This window comes from Rhodocyclus purpureus, from assembly GCF_016653115.1.
In the GTDB taxonomy this organism is placed as follows: Bacteria; Pseudomonadota; Gammaproteobacteria; order Burkholderiales; family Rhodocyclaceae; genus Rhodocyclus; species Rhodocyclus purpureus.
Window position 1 is genome coordinate 1 of record NZ_NHRX01000064.1, and the last position, 15,333, is coordinate 15,333.

Here is a 15,333-nt window from a genome sequence, read left to right on the forward strand (position 1 = left end):
ATGGCGCTCGACGGGCAAATTGCGTCCTGAGCGCGGGAAATGGGGCGAAAAAGGGCTGAAAAGCACGGATTCAGGGGGAAAAATCGGAAAATTGACCGATAATTTGCTTAAAAAATAGGCAATCGCGAAATTTGCGAGGCTCACCGGCTCAGATTGGCGCTTTATTCAGCGTTTCCCTAGTCTCATTACGCCAGGGATAGGTAAATGCGATCTTTTGCAAGTCGTTGTCCGAGAACGTTATGAGCTCTCCGCTCATGGTCGTATGCGTGCCAGCCCGGAAAATCTCAAAGAGTCTTGCAGTCATGAACTTTACCCTTCGGCTTCCAGCCCTTGCACTTTGGCTGCCGGCGAGCGTTTAAGAATGTTGAATATGTTCCTCGTCGTCATTCCGTAATCCTTTGCCAGTTGCGCGACCGTCCGCCCTGCATCCGCTTCGGCGATGATGCGCAGGTCTCGTTCATCGCGTAAGGCGGCCGCGCAGCGTGGAATCGTCATGCGCTCGCCACCATAGACCGCCATAAACCGCTTGGCAGGGTAAGCCCCCATGATTTCAATCAGGCGCGAATAGATGGGGCATTGCTGGTGGACTTTCCGCCCCATCGGAACCATGAGTTCTCGCCCGCCATACTCGCGCACGATTGCAATAGTTGCCGGCAGGCCGACATGGAGCGCAAGCTCTTGCATTGATCTGGGAAGATTTCTCATTGGTTTCCTTCGCCGGCTGAAACGCTTCACAAGTTACGCGCGCGCGCGTCGGTTAAGGCTAGTGAAGCCTTTCACGCCATCGGTAAGCGTCGGAGCGAGCGCCGCGAATCTGGAACATGCGCACCTCTGGCGATAGCGTTAAAAGCGCGTTATCCGGCGCTCTGCCGCGTTGCTGGCCTCTTGGTGATACGGATGCGCCACCTTCCAAAGAAAAACGCCCTGCGGGCTGCGCAGGGCGTTTCAGAGTGTTGGCGGCGCGGGCTTCGCCGCGCGGGTGTTCGGCTACCTTGCCATGGCCCGCGTAATGACTCGCCCGGCGTGGTGCTCAAGATCGCGCGTCGGCTGATAAAGGGCTTTGCCAAGGAACGTGAAGACGGCTGACGCCTCGCTGCGGCGGGTCATGTTCATCTGCTCATCCGCTGCATTGCCTTCCGGGAAAAGCATTGCGCCGATGCCGGCGAGCGCGTCACTTGCAAGCACGACAAGCTCAAGATTGCGCTGCATCTGTTCAAGCTCATCTTCAGTCATCAGCGGGGCGGCGTTCACTTGCTGGGGGTTCATGGTGTCATTCTCCGTTTCTTGGTTGTTGTTGGCGATCAGGGTCAGTCGCGCTTTCGGGCTTTGCTTGTCATCGCGGAACTCTTGCGCCATAAGTCGAGCAATCCGCTCCTTCATTACTTCATACTCGCTTGATCTACTCATGCTGCACCCGCCAAGGCGCCAACCACCTCCGCAGCCACCTCGAACGCTTCAAAGTCAACCGGCTTGCCTTTGGCATGGGCGAGTTTTCCCGCCATGCTCACGGCGTCGTGCAGCTTGCGCAATCCGCCATCCTGCAAGCCGATCATCAAGGCGAGTTCGCGCAGCTTCCTACCGCGCATCTCCCAAGCGTCGAGAAGCGCGTCCACGTCGCCTTCCTTCGGGATGTCGATAACCACTCTTGATCCGCCCACTCGGCTCATCATCTGCGCCATCTTCGCGTCGATCAGTTCCTTGTAGCCCGTCAGATTGCCCATGAAGGCAATAGCGATGCCGCATTTATCGGGAAAGTAACGCAGCTCATCCATCCGCTTTGCATGCAGTAGCTGCGCCTCGTCGAAGATAATCAGTCCGCCTTGCGGGACGTGATCGAGGATGGAATCCCGAAGCTTTGAATGGGGTTGCAGGTAAAAGCCGCGCCGCTCCATGCTGCGGATGATCGCGCTGTGCACCGCGTGCAGGCTCTTTTCTTCTCCGGTGCAGCGCACCAACACGGTAGGCCAAACCCCAGGAACGCGCAGGCTGTTTTGCTGGCGTTCGTACCATTCCGCAGTAGCCGTTTTGCCGACTGCGGAAGCGCCGAAAATCAGCGCGATACCGCGCTGCTGGATCACGTCGCCATCCAGATTGGCCGCCCCCCCTTTCGGCGCTCTCGCCCGGTCGAAGGCTTTAACGATCTCGCGCGCCGTGGGCGTCATCACATGCCCGGCGTCCACCATGCCTGCCGCTTCGGTTTCTGCGCGCCATGCTTCAAGCGGGGCGATGATTTCCGGGTCTTCGTTGCCGGCGTGCCAGAGCTTCAGCCGAGTAACGGCAACGCCGGCTTCAACGGCAATGCGGGACATTGGCACGCGCGCGCCGATCATGTCGTCCACGTAGGTGCGGAGTCCCTGAACTTCAGGCGCTTCAAAGGTGTCTCGTGCTTTTGCGGTCGCGTTCATTTATACTTCCTTCCCGTTTTTTGGTTGTCTGTGGCTTGGGGGGCGTGGCGCATCCCAAGCCTTTTTTCTTCAACGTGCGGCGAGCTTGCGGAGTTCGGCGGCTTCGATCTCTTCAAGCTCTTGCCTGAGCTTCGCGCGCTTGGCTTCTTGGTCCGGGTCGGGCGGCGTCGTTTGCTTCCCAGGGCTGACGCGGTTTTGCACCATCTGGACAACCTTCCCGACGGGCAGAATCTCGCCCGTTTCCTTGTCGATGGCTTCGGGGAACTTCTCGGCGGTCAGCCTGGCGATATGGCCGCCGCGCGCCGACTGGATGGCGCCAAGTGCCTCCGCTTGCGCCTTGGTGGCTTTGTTGAATCTCGCCCGTTCCTTCATGATGCGGGCCGCCGCCTCCTTGGAATTGCCCGGCGTCCGCTCGATCTGCTTGACGCCTTCGGCCTTCTTCGTTTCGCCTCGATAGACGGTGACAGGCTCGGCAAGGTCGTTCGGGTTGTAGGTCGCCCAGTAGCCGCGCCCCCTGGCAAGTTCAGCCGTCCGGGGCGAGTAGTAGCGCGCGCCGTGGATCGTGAACGAACCATCCGCGCGGATCGTGATTTCGGTACGCGACAGCGCGCACATGCGACGCTGACTCTCCGTTATCCGGCGGGGAACATAGCCCGGCTCGCTCATCAACTCGCTGTATAGCAACGCGGGGCTTTTCCCGTTCATGCCGTGTCCGCGATGCGGCCGGCGATGGTAGGAATCGAGTACCTCGCGGAAGAGTTTTTCGACCAGCTCAACCGGAACAGCCTTGCTGCGTTCGAACTCTTCCGGGCGGTCTGGCGCGTTGCTGCCCAGGTAGGCTCCGCGAAACTCGGGGCGGGTTTCCATGTTCTCCTTCAGCGTTCTGAAGGCACGCTCTACCGGCTTCGCTTGTCCGTGCGCAACCGTTGCCCATTCAACTTCAATTCCAAGCTGCGGAAAGGTTCCGATCATTTCCCCGTCGCGTACCTTGCCCCGGCGGCGCCACGGTGTGCCCCCGGTGTGTTCCTTGGTGGCAACCTCCATCCCGTTGTCCGGTGCAATGCGCTGAGGAACAACCCTGTCCGTGGTGCGGAGGGCATCCAGGAAGGCGGCGCGCACCAGGTCGGCATTTAGGGTGCTGCCGATAGCGTAGCCGACGAAGTAGCGCGTCCGAACCTCCAGGAAGGCATAGAGCCACAAGCGCAGCAAGCGGCCTTTCTGCCCAAACCGTCCTTCAGTGTCGCAAACGGCAAGGTCGAGCTTGCGCCCGTCCGGACTCCAGACTTCATGCAGCGCATATGCCGTATAGTCGCGCTCCACGGTTGGCGCCCGCCGCTTTAACGCGGTCGGGCCTTCCTTGACCAGGTCCACCACCGTCTGTGGAAAATCCTCGATCGCCTGCCGCGCGGCCTTGATGTTCGGCAGCTTCGGCCAGCCTTGGCGCAGTCCCTCTTCCACCGTCTGCCGGTAGGCGATGCCGACCTTCGCGCGCGGCACCAAGGCGCGTTCAATGAAGAAGTCCCAGGCGTCACGATGCCAGTCGATGCGCTGGCTTCCGCCGTTGCCGGTGTAATCGGGCAGCAGGCGCAGCAGCCAGTCGGCACGGTCGAAGCGTTCGGTCGACGCGACGTATTTTTTCAGGGTGTTACGCGATACCCCGTAGTCGGTCTGGATCGTCTCGTAAGCCTTCATCAGCCCGCATCCGGCGTCACGCAGCTTCACGAAGGCGAGCAACGCGGCAAGGGCGTGCTGCGCCCGGCGCTTGCTCGTTTCGGATGCGGCCTCATACTTGGCTGCGAGCGTTTCGCGCTCGGCGTCGGGAACTTGCAGCGGATCAGGGCGAACCCCGGCGGCCTTCTGGCGTTCGACGTAGTAGGCGGCTTGGGCTTGCGGCGGCAGGGAGTCGAGAAGGATTTCGTACTCGGCACGCCCCAGGGCGTCTTTCGGGCCGGCGCGGGTGACGAGCTTTCCCTTGGCGCACTGGTCGCGCAGCGTCCTGTCTGGGATGCCGGACAAGGCACTGGCGCGGGCGGTCGATAGCCATACTTCCGGCGCTCTGCGCTTGTCATTCGATTGCCGCGTCCCGCCAGAGGATGCAGGGCAACTGTCAGAGCGGATTTCGTCTGTAAGGTGCTGATCTACATGACTATCCACTGAGGCGGCAATGGTTTCTTGCGTCTCGCGTTCGATTGCCGCGCAGGAACCTGCACTGGCGGCAATGTCCGGGGCTGTGTCAGGTTTGGTTTCCCTCGTTTCAGGCATGGAAAGCCTCCCAGGTCGTGCCGGAAAACTTCTTGCTCATGCGGGCCGCGATGCGTGCGGCGGCGTCGCGGCTGTCGTAGTTGGCCGCGCGCTCGATCTTGTGAGCGACCACGGCGCCGGTAGTGGACAGGGCAGCGACCCAGCGCCCAACGAGGCGCCCGTAACGGTCGGCGGTGCATTGCACCAGGAAGCGTTCACTCATGGTCGCCACCTTCGATGATTTCGCCGTCCTTCAGGCCAAGCATGACGGCGATCTTGTGGCCTTGACCACGGCTGGCGTCGTTCTTTCCGGTCATGACTTGGCTTACAGTCGCAGGAGAAAGACCGTTCTTGCGCGCCCAACTGGCTATGCTGATACCCTTGCGTAAGAACTCTTCCCGGACTTGCTGCGCTGTTCGCGTGGCTGCTTGCTTCATGTTCAACCCCTTTCAAAACAGTTCAAAACGGTTCCAAACGGAACCTATTTTAGAGGTCCAAAATGAGCCAGTCAACAGGTCGATCGAGCATCGGGCAAAGAATTTTCGATGAGAGAAAGCGCCTAGGGTTGAGCCAGAGCGCGTTTGCTTTGGCGGCTGGTGTGTCGCTAAGTACCCAGAAACGCTACGAAAAATCGGAGCGGAATCCAGACGCGGCCTATCTGGAATCCATCCGTCGCTTAGGCGTCGACGTGAATCGCGTTCTGTTCGACATCAGCCCCGGCCAGGTCGTGGACTGCCCTTTCTCCGCTCGAATGGGTACAGGCGGAGAAGGGCGAATCGTCAAGCCAATCACGATTGACGAGTGTCGTGATATGGCTACAGGCGTAAAGATGCGGCAGTTGTGGAAGGGCGAAGGGATCGGCGGTCCTCTCGGGCCTTGGTATGAATATTGTCAAGCGTGTGCACTTCATCCAGCCAAGACGGGCGCTCAGGTCACTCATCGTCCGGAAAGCATTGATGTAGCTTTGCTGACCGCCATTCTTGAAGGAATTGACGCGGCCTTGTCTGGTCTCGAAGCCAGCGTACCCCCGACGAAGAGAGCCCAGGCGGCGGCGATGCTTTACCGCTCCTTCAAAGCCAGCGGCAAGGTCGACCCGGCGATGATCGAAGAAGCCGTCAAACTGGCGGCGGGCTGAGTTCAACCAGGAAGGGCGCCCAGGTCGAACCGGCGACGGTCGAAAAAGCCACCAGGCCGGCTCCGGCTTGCGTTCAACCAGGAAGCGCGCCCAGGTCGGCGCGCGTTAAGCCTGCCGCGTCGATTCTCACGATATTTGGCACGGTCGGCAAATCGTCGCGGCGCTGCGGCTGCCGGTTCTCCGGCGCCCCGCTTTAGGGCTTCAGCGGCAGCGCCGGACGAAAAAACCGGGCTTCCGCATGGCGCCCGTTCGTTCCTGTCTATTCGCCGTCTGCATGTGTCAGGTTTCTGTTCACTCGGCGGGGCTTTTTTTCCATTCCCGCGCGTTTTTCCGGGGGCATCCGTTTTTCGCCGTCGTCCCGTCAATCCCTTGCGGCGCTTGGGTTTCTCGCCTTCTTCGCGGGCCGGTCGTCTGGTCCTGCCAGTGTCAGAATGAACACCCCCCTCACAGCAACGCCGGCATGAAGCCCGGGCGTTTTCCGGGGCGACGCCGCCGCCATGAAAAACGGGAGCCCGAGGCTCCCGTTGTCGGATCGGCGTTGAGGTCCTGCTCAGTGGCAGTCACCCTGTGCCGAGTGCGTCGGCGTGCTCTGGACGGGGGCTCCGGCCTTGCGGGCCTCGCGCAGGCACGCTTGCGCGGAAGCGGCGCACAGGCCGCAGTCGCTGGTGACGCCGAGTTCGCGGCGCAGATCCTTGAGCCGGCGCGCGCCGGCCAGGGCTGCTTCCCGGATATTTCTTTCGGTCACCGCCTTGCACACGCAGACGTACATCGGGAGCCTCCACGGGCTGCTTTTAATGAGAATAATTCCCATAATAGACTTGTCTGGCCGACTGTCAAGCGCTTGCAAGGAGCGAGTGGATTGCCCTCGACCTGCAGTCGGCAAGCAGCGGCCGGCGTTCGTTGCCGCGAATGCCGGACTCGCCGTCCATCCCCGAATTTCGCCGCTGCGGGCCGCTCAGTCGTCGTCCCCGATGTGCGCCTGCAGGTAGTTGGGCAAGCTCACGTCGTCGATCAGGGCGAGTTGTGTTTCCAGCCAGTCGATCGTCTCCTCGCAGGCTTCGAGCAACTCCTGCAACAGGTCGCGGCTGACGTAGTCGTGTTCTTCCTCGCACAGCGCGATGGCCTCTAGCAAGATCGGACGCTGCGTGTCACGTTCGCGCTGCAGATCGCCCGCCAGGCACTCGACGACGTTCTCGCCGATCAGCAACTTGCCGAGGCTCTGCACGTTGGGCAGTCCTTCGAGGAAGAGGACGCGTTCGATGATTGCGTCGGCTTCCTTCATGACGCGGATCGACTGCTTGTAGTGGTAGCCGTTGAGTTTTTCGAGACCCCAGTTGCGGAAGATGCGCGCGTGCAGGAAATACTGGTTGATCGCGCTCAGTTCGTTCCTCAGCACCTTGTTCAGCGCGTCGATGGTTTTCTTGTCGCCTTTCATACCTTGCTCCTCAGTCTGCCGGCGTCGCCGCGTCCATCTGGCTCTGCAGGTAGTTCGGCAGGCCGATGAGTTCGATCAGGCGCAACTGCTTCTCGAGGTAGTAGGCGTGGTCGACTTCGGTGTCTTCGAGTTGCACCAGCAGCATGTCGCGGGTGACGTAGTCCTGCGCCTTCTCACACGCGGCGATCGCCTTCTTCAGATCGCCGACAACCTTGTATTCGAGCCCGAGGTCGGCCTTGAGCATTTCGGGAACGGTCTTGCCGATCTCCATTTCCTCGCGCTTCGACAGGTCGGGCGTACCTTCGAGGAACAGGATGCGCTGGATGATCGCGCGCGCGTGCAAGCGTTCGTGCTCGGACTCGTGCAGCGCCTTCGCCGCCAGTTTGGTGAGACCCATGTCGGCGTAGGTTTCGCCGTGCGTGAGATACTGGTCGACCGCCGTCAACTCGCCGGTGAGCAGCTTGTTCAGGATGTCGAGGATCTTCTTGTCGCCTTTCATGACTCATTCTCCTGGGCTATGTGGGGCAGTGCTTTCCTGGGTACCTGCATGGCATTATCGCACGCAGGCTCCCGGTGTCCAGCGCCGCCGCCGCTGTTACCGGGCGGTGCCGGCGACAACAAATGAATTTCCTTGCGCGAAATCTGGATAGAATCGTGACGTTTGCAGTCAATTTCCGTCTGGTTCATTCGCCGATGAGTCCGTTTGCCCACTTCCCCTTGCCGAAGCTCGATTGGCGCCTCGTCGTCCGCGTGGCGCCGGGGTTCGCCTGGGGGCTGGTCATGGTGCTCGGCGCGGCGGTCACGGTCGACCTGTTCTGGCGCTTTGCCACGCCGCGTCCGTTCGCGGCTCCGCTCGCTTCTTCTGCCGATCCGCAGCTTGCCGGCGCGGCGATCGCCGGTCGCCATCTGATGGGAATCGCCAGCAGCGAGGGCCAGCTGGCCGAGGCGCAGGCCTTGGCCAGTGCCTTCACCTTGCAGGCTGCGGTGAGCGGTGCAGGCGGACGACCGGGCTGGGCGGTGATCGCTTCCGACAACGGCAAGCAGCAGGCTTACCTCGAGGGGGAAGAGATCAAGCCCGGTGTGATCCTCGCCAAGGTCGTCGGCGACCACGTCGAGCTGGCGATTGGTGGCGCTCGCCTCTCCGTTGCGCTCGCCGTCCCTACGGCAGGCGATGACGGCGTCGGCGCGGCAGCCGATTCCGCGCTGCCTGCGGATTCGCCAGTGAATTCCGTACCATCCCCCAACGTCGCCGATCCGGCGGTAGCAGCAGGCAGAAGCCAATGAATTCCCTTTTTCAGCGTATCCAGCGTTTTCGGCGTCGTGCCGGTCGGCTCGCTTGCGCCATCGCGCTCGTGGGCTGCGCCGTCGGCGCGCCTTTCGCCGCGGCAGGCGACAAGGCCGAACTGGTGACGCTGAATTTCGCCAATGCAGACATCGTCGCGGTCATCCAGGCAGTGTCGAAGATTTCGGGGCGAAATTTCGTGATCGATCCACGCGTCAAGGGGTCGATCAACATCGTCACCGCGACGCCGGTCGATGCGAAACTGACTTACCCGATCCTGCTTTCGGCGCTCCGCCTGCAGGGCTATGCGGCGATCGAGGGGCAGGAGTTCACGAAGATCGTCCCCGAAGCCGAGGCCAAACTGCATGCGGTGAGCGTCGGCCGGGGCGAGGGACGCAGCCGCGGCGACCGTCTGGTCAGCGAAGTGATCACGCTCAGGCACGAGTCTGCGGCGCAGATGCTGCCGGTCGTCCGGCCGCTGGTGTCGCCGAACAACACGGTGGCCGCCTACCCCGGCAACAACACGCTGGTGATCACCGACTATGCCGAGAACGTCAGGCGCATCGCGCAGATCGTCGCCGCGATCGACGTCCCGCAACACGAGGCAACGGTGATCCGGCTCCAGCACGCGGCGGCACTCGAGCTCGCTGCATCGATCAACCGCCTGATGAACGAGGGATCGGCTGCCGCGACCGGCGACGCCAGCCAGCGCATCACGGTGATCGGCGAGGCGCGCAGCAACAGCCTCCTGGTGCGTTCGGACAATCCCTCGCGCATCAACGCCGTGCGTCACCTGGTCGCCACCCTCGACCAGCCGGGTGCCGCCGACAACATCCACGTGATCTACCTGAAGAATGCCGACGCGACGCACGTCGCGCAGACCCTGCACGCGGTGCTCTCCGGCACGCCGGTCACCTCGACGAGTCCGGGCGCAGGCAGTTTCGCGCCGACTCAGCCGCAGGGAACGACGACCGGGATGACGCAGGCCGGCTCGACAGCTCAGTCGAGCTTCGCCGGTGCCGGCGGCACGCTCTCCGGCTCGCTGGCGGGTGCTGCTTCCCCCCTCACGCCGGCCAGTGGCGGGATCGTTCAGGCCGATCCCCACAGCAATGCGTTGATCATCACCGCGCCGGAAGCGATCTACAACAACTTGCGCCGGGTCGTGGACCAGCTCGACCGGCGGCGCGCGCAGGTCTATGTGGAAGCCCTGATCACCGAGATCACGACCGAGAAGGCGGCTGAAATCGGTATCCAGTGGCTCGGCGGCAGGGTCGGTTCGACCACCGTCATCGGTGGCACCAACTTCACTACGGGCGGCAACAACCTGCTCACCCTGGCCGCCGGTCTGGCCGCAGGCACCTTGCCCTCCGGCACCACACCGACGCTTCCCGGCACCGGACTCAACCTGCTGCTCGGTGGCGGCAGCATCAGCGTCGGCGGCAGGGAAATCCCCAGCCTCAACGTGCTCGCCCGCTTCCTGGAGACGGATTCGAGGACCAACATCCTGTCCACCCCCAATCTGGTGATGCTCGACAACGAGGAAGCCAAGATCGTCGTCGCCCGCACCCTGCCTTTCGTCACCGGTCAATACACGACCAGTACCGGCGGCAGCAGCGGCACCGTCGGCAATCCGTTCCAGACGATCGAACGCAAGGACGTCGGGCTGACGCTGAAGGTCAAGCCGCAGATCTCCGAAGGCGGTACGGTTCGCCTGCAGATCTATCAGGAAGTTTCGAACCTCCTCGACACCACGGTCGCCAGCCCGAACGGCCCGACCACGAGCAAGCGCTCGATCGAATCGAGCGTGCTCGTCGATGACGGTGCGGTGATCGCGCTCGGCGGGCTGGTCGACGACAGTTTCAGCGGCAGTGAGCAGAAGGTGCCGTTGCTCGGCGACATCCCGCTGATCGGCCAGTTGTTCCGCTACGATTCGCGCAAGCGTTCCAAGAACAACCTGATCGTTTTCCTGCGCCCGGTGATCCTGCGCGACGCGGCCAGCAGCGAGGGCATCTCGGCCGAGCGCTACAACTACGTGATCGGCCAGCAACGCGCCATCAATCGCCCGCTACCGGGCAATGAAACCCCGGCCGAGTTGCCGCCGCTCGTCCCCGGCCAGCGCCCGGCTGTGCCGGCCGCCGCCGACAACGCCGAGCATCCGGCGCAAGCGCCTGCCGCGACCTGGGGCGATGCCGCAGTTCCACGATGAGCAGGCCGCCCCTACCTTACGCCTTTGCCAAGGCGCACGGAATCCTGATCGCCAGCCAGGGGCCGACGCAGGCGACCCTGCTCGTCCGCGATGATCTCCGCACGGAAAGCCTTGCCGCGCTCGCCGAGGTCCGGCGCACGCTCGCTGTTCCGGTGAACATCGACTGCGTTCCGCTCGCCAGCTTCCAGGCGCGGCTGGCCGAAGCCTACTCGGGAAGCGAAGACAACGCCGCCGAAATCATCGCCGACGTCGGTCAGGAGGTCGATCTCACCCAGCTGATGACCGAGTTGCCGGCGGTCGAGGATCTTCTCGAAACCCAGGACGACGCGCCGATCATCCGCATGATCAACGCGCTCCTGAGCCAGGCGGTGCGCCAGGCAGCGAGCGATGTGCACATCGAGCCTTTCGAACACAGTTCGCTGGTGCGCTTCCGGCGCGACGGCGTCCTCGTCGACGTCGCGCACCCGCACCGTGCGCTGCACGCGGCGATGGCCTCGCGCATCAAGATCATGGCCAGCCTCGACATCGCCGAAAAGCGGCAGCCGCAGGACGGCCGTATCTCGCTGCGCCTGGCCGGGCGCGAGGTCGATGTGCGCGTGTCGACCTTGCCGACCACCTGGGGCGAGCGGATCGTGCTGCGCCTGCTCGACAAGGGCAGCAGCCAGCGCAGCCTCGACGGGCTGGGAATGGCTGCCGATACGGTCGAGTACTTCGCTGCACTGTTGCGCGAACCGCACGGAATCGTTCTCGTCACCGGGCCGACCGGTTCGGGCAAGAGCACCACGCTCTATGCCGCGCTGCAGGCGATGGACGCGCAGAGCAGCAACATCGTCACCGTCGAGGACCCGGTCGAGTACGACCTGCCCGGCGTCGCGCAGCTGCAGGTCAATGCGCGCATCGGGCTCACTTTCGGCAAGGCGCTGCGCGCGATCCTGCGCCAGGACCCGGACGTGATCATGATCGGCGAGATTCGCGACCTGGAGACCGCGCAGATCGCGGTACAGGCGAGCCTGACCGGCCATCTGGTGCTGGCGACACTGCACACCAACGACGCGGCGTCGGCGGTGACGCGACTGGTCGACATGGGCGTCGAACCCTTCCTGCTCGCTTCGAGCCTGCGTGGCGTCCTCGCGCAGCGCCTCGTGCGCAAACTCTGTCCTGCCTGTCGGCGTCGCCAGGCAATCACAACCGCCGAGCGCGAGCTGCTCGGCAATTCGCTTCCAGACCACCTTTGGCACGCGCCCGGCTGCGCCGAATGCGCCGGGAGCGGCTATTCCGGGCGCACCGGCATCTACGAACTGATGGTCGCCGACGATTCGCTGCGCAGCCTGATCCATTCCGCTGCCGACGAGACCAGGCTGCGTACCCATGCGCGTGCGCAGGGCGCGCGCAGCCTGCGCGAAGACGGTCTGCGCTTTCTCGCCGACGGCATCAGCTCGGCCGAGGAACTCTTGCGGGTGACGCGCGAGTGAGCGGGCGGCTGCACGACGAGGATCGCCGCGCATGACTGCCTTCCGCTACCGTGCGCTCGACGCTGCCGGGCGGGAAACCCCCGGCGTGGTTGAAGCCGACACCGCTCGCGCCGCGCGCGCGCTGCTGCGCGAACGCGGGCTTTTCCCGCTGGAAGTGTCGTCGGTCGGCCAGGAAGCTGCCGGCAAGCGCAAGGTATCGCGGCGCAAGCTGCGCGCAGCCGACCTGACGCTGCTGACCCGCCAGTGGGGAACGCTGCTTGCTTCGGGGCTGACCGTCGAGCAGGCGCTGGCGGCGCTGATCGAGCAGTCGGAAAGCGAGTTCCTGCGCCAGTTGCTCGCCGGCGTCCGCTCCGAAATCCTCTCCGGCTACAGCCTGCGCGCGGCGCTCGATCGCTACCCGCAGTCGTTCGACGCGCTCTACCGCGCGTCGGTCGCCGCCGGCGAGAAGTCCGGCGAGCTCTCGCTGGTGATGAACCAGCTCGCCGACTACCTCGATCGCCGGCATGCCCTGCGCGCGAAGACCTTCCAGGCCTTGCTCTATCCGCTGATCGTTGCCACCATCGCGCTGCTGGTGATCGTTGGCCTGATGACCTACGTCGTCCCGCAGGTGGTGTCGGTCTTCCAGCAGGGCCGGCAGGAGTTGCCGCTGCTCACGCGTTCACTGATCGTGGTCAGCGATCTGCTGCGCGCTTGGGGCTGGCTGATGCTGCTGATGCTCGGCGGCGCCTTCCTCGCCGCTCGCCGGGCGCTGCGCGCGAAGGCGCTGCGGCGGCGCTGGGACGCCTGGCTGTTGCGCTTGCCGCTGCTCGGTCGCCACCTGCGCACGCTCGATGCGACGCGCTTCGCGAGCACCCTGGCAATCCTCGCCGGCAGCGGCGTTCCGCTGCTCGCCGCGCTGGAAGCGGGGCGCCAGGTGATCACCCGGCTGCCGCTCGCCGAGGCCGTCGCCACGGCCGCCGAGCGCGTTCGTGAAGGGTTGCCGCTGTCGCGCGCGCTCGCCACCAGCGGCCAGTTTCCGCCGCTTTTGATCCACATGATCGCCAACGGCGAGGCGACCGGCCGCCTCGACGAGCTGCTCGAACGCGCCGCGCGCCTGCAGCAGGCCGAACTGGAAAACCGCACCGCGACCCTCACCACGCTGCTCGAACCGGTGCTGCTGCTGGTGATGGGCGGGTTCGTCCTGCTCATCGTGCTCGCGGTCATGCAGCCGATCATCGAACTCAACACCTTGATGAAATGAGGAAAACCATGTCTCCAATCGCACTCTGCCGGCGCGGCGGCTTCACCCTGATCGAAGTGATGGTCGTCATCGTCATCCTCGCCATCCTCGCCGCGCTGATCGTTCCCAAGGTGATGAGCCGCCCCGACGAAGCGCGCGTGGTCGCCGCGCGGCAGGACATCAGCTCGCTGATGCAGGCGCTGAAGCTGTACAAGCTCGACAACCGCCGCTATCCGACCAACGAACAGGGGCTGCAGGCGCTGGTCACCAAGCCGACGATCGTGCCGATTCCCGAAAACTGGCAGTCGTACATCGAGAAGCTGCCCAAGGATCCCTGGGGCAGCCCGTATCAGTACGTGCAGCCGGGGCTCCGGGGCGAGGTCGATGTGATGAGCTACGGCGCCGACGGGCAGGCCGGCGGGACGGGCTTCGATGCCGACATCGGCTCCTGGGACCTGTGAGCGAAGCCCGCGCTGCCGGCAGCGGTCGGCGGGCGGCTTCACGCTGATCGAGGTCATGGTCGTGCTCATCGTCATCGGCGTGATGAGCACGGCGCTCACGCTCGGCGTGGACAGCCTGCGTGCGCGCGACGACACGCGGGCGCTGCAGCGTCTGCGCCTGGTGCTCGAAGCCACTGCCGAGCGCGCCGCGGTGCGCGGTCGCCCGCTCGGCGTCGAGTTCGTCACCGATGCCTACCGCTTTGCCGCGCTCGACCTCGACGAGCGCTGGCGCCCGCTGGTCGATCCGCCGCTGTTCGTCGAACGGATCCTGCCCGACGGCCTGCACTGGGCCGGCTTGCGCGTGGCCGGCAGCCGCGAGGAGAACGCGACCCGCCTCCTGTTCGGCACCGAGGCGCCGGAATTCGAGCTGCGCGTCGCGACGCCGCGCGGCGAGGCGCTCCTGGTCGGCGGGGCCAATGGCGAGGTCCAGCTGCGGCTGCCCGGGGCGCCGGCGGCGGGCGCGCTGCCCGGCCCTGGATCCGGGTGATGAAGAGGCGCGGCTTCACCCTGCTCGAGACGCTGGTCGCGCTGGCGATCCTGGCGGTTGCGCTGGCCGCCGCCTTCCGCGCCATGGGCGTCGCCACGCGCTCGGCCGCCGAACTGCGCGAGCGGACGCTGGCCGAACTGGTCGCCGACAACCGTCTCGCCGAACTACGTGCGAGCCGGGCCTTCCCGCCGCCCGGAGGCAACGAGGGCGAGGCGCTGCAGGCCGGACAGCGCTTCCGCTGGCGGGAGGACGTCAGCGCGACGCCGGACCCGCTGTTCCGCCGCGTCGAAGTCCGCGTCTTCCGCGCCGGGAGCGGCAGCGAGGGCGCTGCGCTGGCGCATCTGTCCGGCTTCGTCGTACAGCCGCTGCGATGAGCGCGCCGTATTCTCCCGGCTCGGCGCGCGTGCGCGGACTGACGCTGATCGAGCTGCTCGTCGCGCTGACGATCTTCGCCATCCTCGGCGTGATGTCTTATCGCGCGCTGAGCGAGATCGGCATGAGCCAGACCCGGCTCGACGACGGCTACGCGCGCTGGCGCGCGATCAGCCGCTGCCTGCAGCGAATCGACGCCGACCTGTTGCAGGTGGTCGCGCCTTACGCCGCTGCCGGCGGACGTCCCGAAGCGGGCCTCGCGCTGCTGCCCGGCCCCGAGCTGCAGCTGCTGCGCGGTGACGCCGGTCGCGGGGTCCGGCGCGTGGGGTTCCGTCTCGCCGGCGAGCGGCTGGAGTGGTTGCGCTGGCCTGGCCGTGACGCTGTCGGCGCGCCGCAGGCCGAGCTCCTGCTCGCCGGCGTGCGCGGCCTGCGCTGGTCGTTCCTGCACGAGGGAAAGCGCGTCGATTCCTTGCCGATTGCAGCAGACGCGCCTGAGGCGCTTCCCGACGCCGTGATCCTCGAACTCGAGCTGGCCGACATCGGCCGGCTCACGCGCATCGTCGCGCTGCGCTGATGCGA

At 64.7% G+C, this 15,333-nt stretch carries 18 protein-coding genes; 9 read left to right on the forward strand and 9 right to left on the reverse strand.

Annotated elements, in window-relative coordinates:
* Positions 1–309: 309 nt before the first annotated feature.
* The 6 genes from CCR84_RS13795 to CCR84_RS13820 all read right to left on the reverse strand — a co-directional run bounded on the left by CCR84_RS13795 (position 310) and on the right by CCR84_RS13820 (position 5,083).
* Positions 310–705: a Mor transcription activator family protein gene (locus tag CCR84_RS13795; RefSeq protein ID WP_201213430.1), complete on the reverse strand. Its 396-nt coding sequence runs from the start codon at positions 703–705 to the stop codon at positions 310–312.
* A 282-nt stretch (positions 706–987) separates the two neighbouring features.
* Entirely contained in the window at positions 988–1,380 is a 393-nt protein-coding gene (locus CCR84_RS13800; RefSeq protein ID WP_207186294.1) for a hypothetical protein, read from the reverse strand.
* A gap of 23 nt (positions 1,381–1,403) precedes the next feature.
* Positions 1,404–2,405, reverse strand: coding sequence for an AAA family ATPase (locus CCR84_RS13805; protein WP_201213434.1), 1,002 nt, complete (start codon positions 2,403–2,405; stop codon positions 1,404–1,406).
* Between the two features lie 69 nt (positions 2,406–2,474).
* Entirely contained in the window at positions 2,475–4,667 is a 2,193-nt protein-coding gene (locus tag CCR84_RS13810; RefSeq protein ID WP_201213436.1) for a transposase domain-containing protein, read from the reverse strand.
* Entirely contained in the window at positions 4,660–4,869 is a 210-nt protein-coding gene (locus tag CCR84_RS13815) for a hypothetical protein (protein ID WP_201213438.1), read from the reverse strand. Before CCR84_RS13815 ends, CCR84_RS13810 begins: the two co-directional genes overlap by 8 nt.
* Positions 4,862–5,083 carry a DNA-binding protein gene (locus CCR84_RS13820; RefSeq protein ID WP_201213440.1) on the reverse strand — a complete coding sequence of 74 codons (222 nt, stop codon included), beginning with the start codon at positions 5,081–5,083 and terminating at the stop codon, positions 4,862–4,864. The genes CCR84_RS13815 and CCR84_RS13820 overlap by 8 nt, the downstream gene beginning before the upstream one ends.
* A gap of 62 nt (positions 5,084–5,145) precedes the next feature.
* Between CCR84_RS13820 and CCR84_RS13825 the strand changes: the two genes are divergently transcribed.
* A complete protein-coding gene (locus tag CCR84_RS13825; protein ID WP_201213442.1) occupies positions 5,146–5,781 on the forward strand; it encodes a helix-turn-helix domain-containing protein in 636 nt (211 codons plus the stop codon).
* 550 nt (positions 5,782–6,331) lie between these two features.
* On the opposite strand, the gene CCR84_RS13830 is transcribed toward CCR84_RS13825, so the two are convergent.
* From CCR84_RS13830 to bfr (CCR84_RS13840), 3 genes are all read right to left on the reverse strand, one after another.
* Entirely contained in the window at positions 6,332–6,550 is a 219-nt protein-coding gene (locus tag CCR84_RS13830; protein ID WP_201213444.1) for a (2Fe-2S)-binding protein, read from the reverse strand.
* Between the two features lie 186 nt (positions 6,551–6,736).
* Entirely contained in the window at positions 6,737–7,216 is a 480-nt protein-coding gene (gene bfr / locus CCR84_RS13835) for a bacterioferritin (RefSeq protein WP_201213446.1), read from the reverse strand.
* A 10-nt stretch (positions 7,217–7,226) separates the two neighbouring features.
* Positions 7,227–7,715 carry a bacterioferritin gene (bfr, locus tag CCR84_RS13840; protein ID WP_201213448.1) on the reverse strand — a complete coding sequence of 163 codons (489 nt, stop codon included), beginning with the start codon at positions 7,713–7,715 and terminating at the stop codon, positions 7,227–7,229.
* 74 nt (positions 7,716–7,789) lie between these two features.
* On the opposite strand from bfr (CCR84_RS13840), the gene CCR84_RS13845 reads away from it, so the two are divergent.
* The 8 genes from CCR84_RS13845 to CCR84_RS13880 are packed head-to-tail and all read left to right on the forward strand — an operon-like array spanning position 7,790 to position 15,328.
* Positions 7,790–8,500, forward strand: coding sequence for a type II secretion system protein N (locus CCR84_RS13845; RefSeq protein WP_201213450.1), 711 nt, complete (start codon positions 7,790–7,792; stop codon positions 8,498–8,500).
* Positions 8,497–10,704 (forward strand): type II secretion system secretin GspD, encoded by a 2,208-nt coding sequence (gene gspD / locus CCR84_RS13850; protein ID WP_201213451.1) that lies wholly within the window; start codon positions 8,497–8,499, stop codon positions 10,702–10,704. Before CCR84_RS13845 ends, gspD begins: the two co-directional genes overlap by 4 nt.
* The gene (gspE, locus tag CCR84_RS13855) at positions 10,701–12,176 is read left to right on the forward strand and encodes a type II secretion system ATPase GspE (protein ID WP_201213453.1); all 1,476 of its coding nucleotides are present in this window, start codon (positions 10,701–10,703) and stop codon (positions 12,174–12,176) included. The genes gspD and gspE overlap by 4 nt, the downstream gene beginning before the upstream one ends.
* A gap of 31 nt (positions 12,177–12,207) precedes the next feature.
* Positions 12,208–13,416 carry a type II secretion system inner membrane protein GspF gene (gspF, locus tag CCR84_RS13860; protein WP_201213455.1) on the forward strand — a complete coding sequence of 403 codons (1,209 nt, stop codon included), beginning with the start codon at positions 12,208–12,210 and terminating at the stop codon, positions 13,414–13,416.
* An 8-nt stretch (positions 13,417–13,424) separates the two neighbouring features.
* Positions 13,425–13,856: a type II secretion system major pseudopilin GspG gene (gene gspG / locus CCR84_RS13865; RefSeq protein WP_201213457.1), complete on the forward strand. Its 432-nt coding sequence runs from the start codon at positions 13,425–13,427 to the stop codon at positions 13,854–13,856.
* Entirely contained in the window at positions 13,828–14,382 is a 555-nt protein-coding gene (locus tag CCR84_RS13870; RefSeq protein ID WP_274610836.1) for a prepilin-type N-terminal cleavage/methylation domain-containing protein, read from the forward strand. The genes gspG and CCR84_RS13870 overlap by 29 nt, the downstream gene beginning before the upstream one ends.
* A complete protein-coding gene (gene gspI, locus CCR84_RS13875; protein WP_201213461.1) occupies positions 14,382–14,756 on the forward strand; it encodes a type II secretion system minor pseudopilin GspI in 375 nt (124 codons plus the stop codon). The genes CCR84_RS13870 and gspI overlap by 1 nt, the downstream gene beginning before the upstream one ends.
* Positions 14,753–15,328 (forward strand): type II secretion system protein GspJ, encoded by a 576-nt coding sequence (locus CCR84_RS13880; RefSeq protein WP_201213463.1) that lies wholly within the window; start codon positions 14,753–14,755, stop codon positions 15,326–15,328. Before gspI ends, CCR84_RS13880 begins: the two co-directional genes overlap by 4 nt.
* Positions 15,329–15,333: the final 5 nt, after the last annotated feature.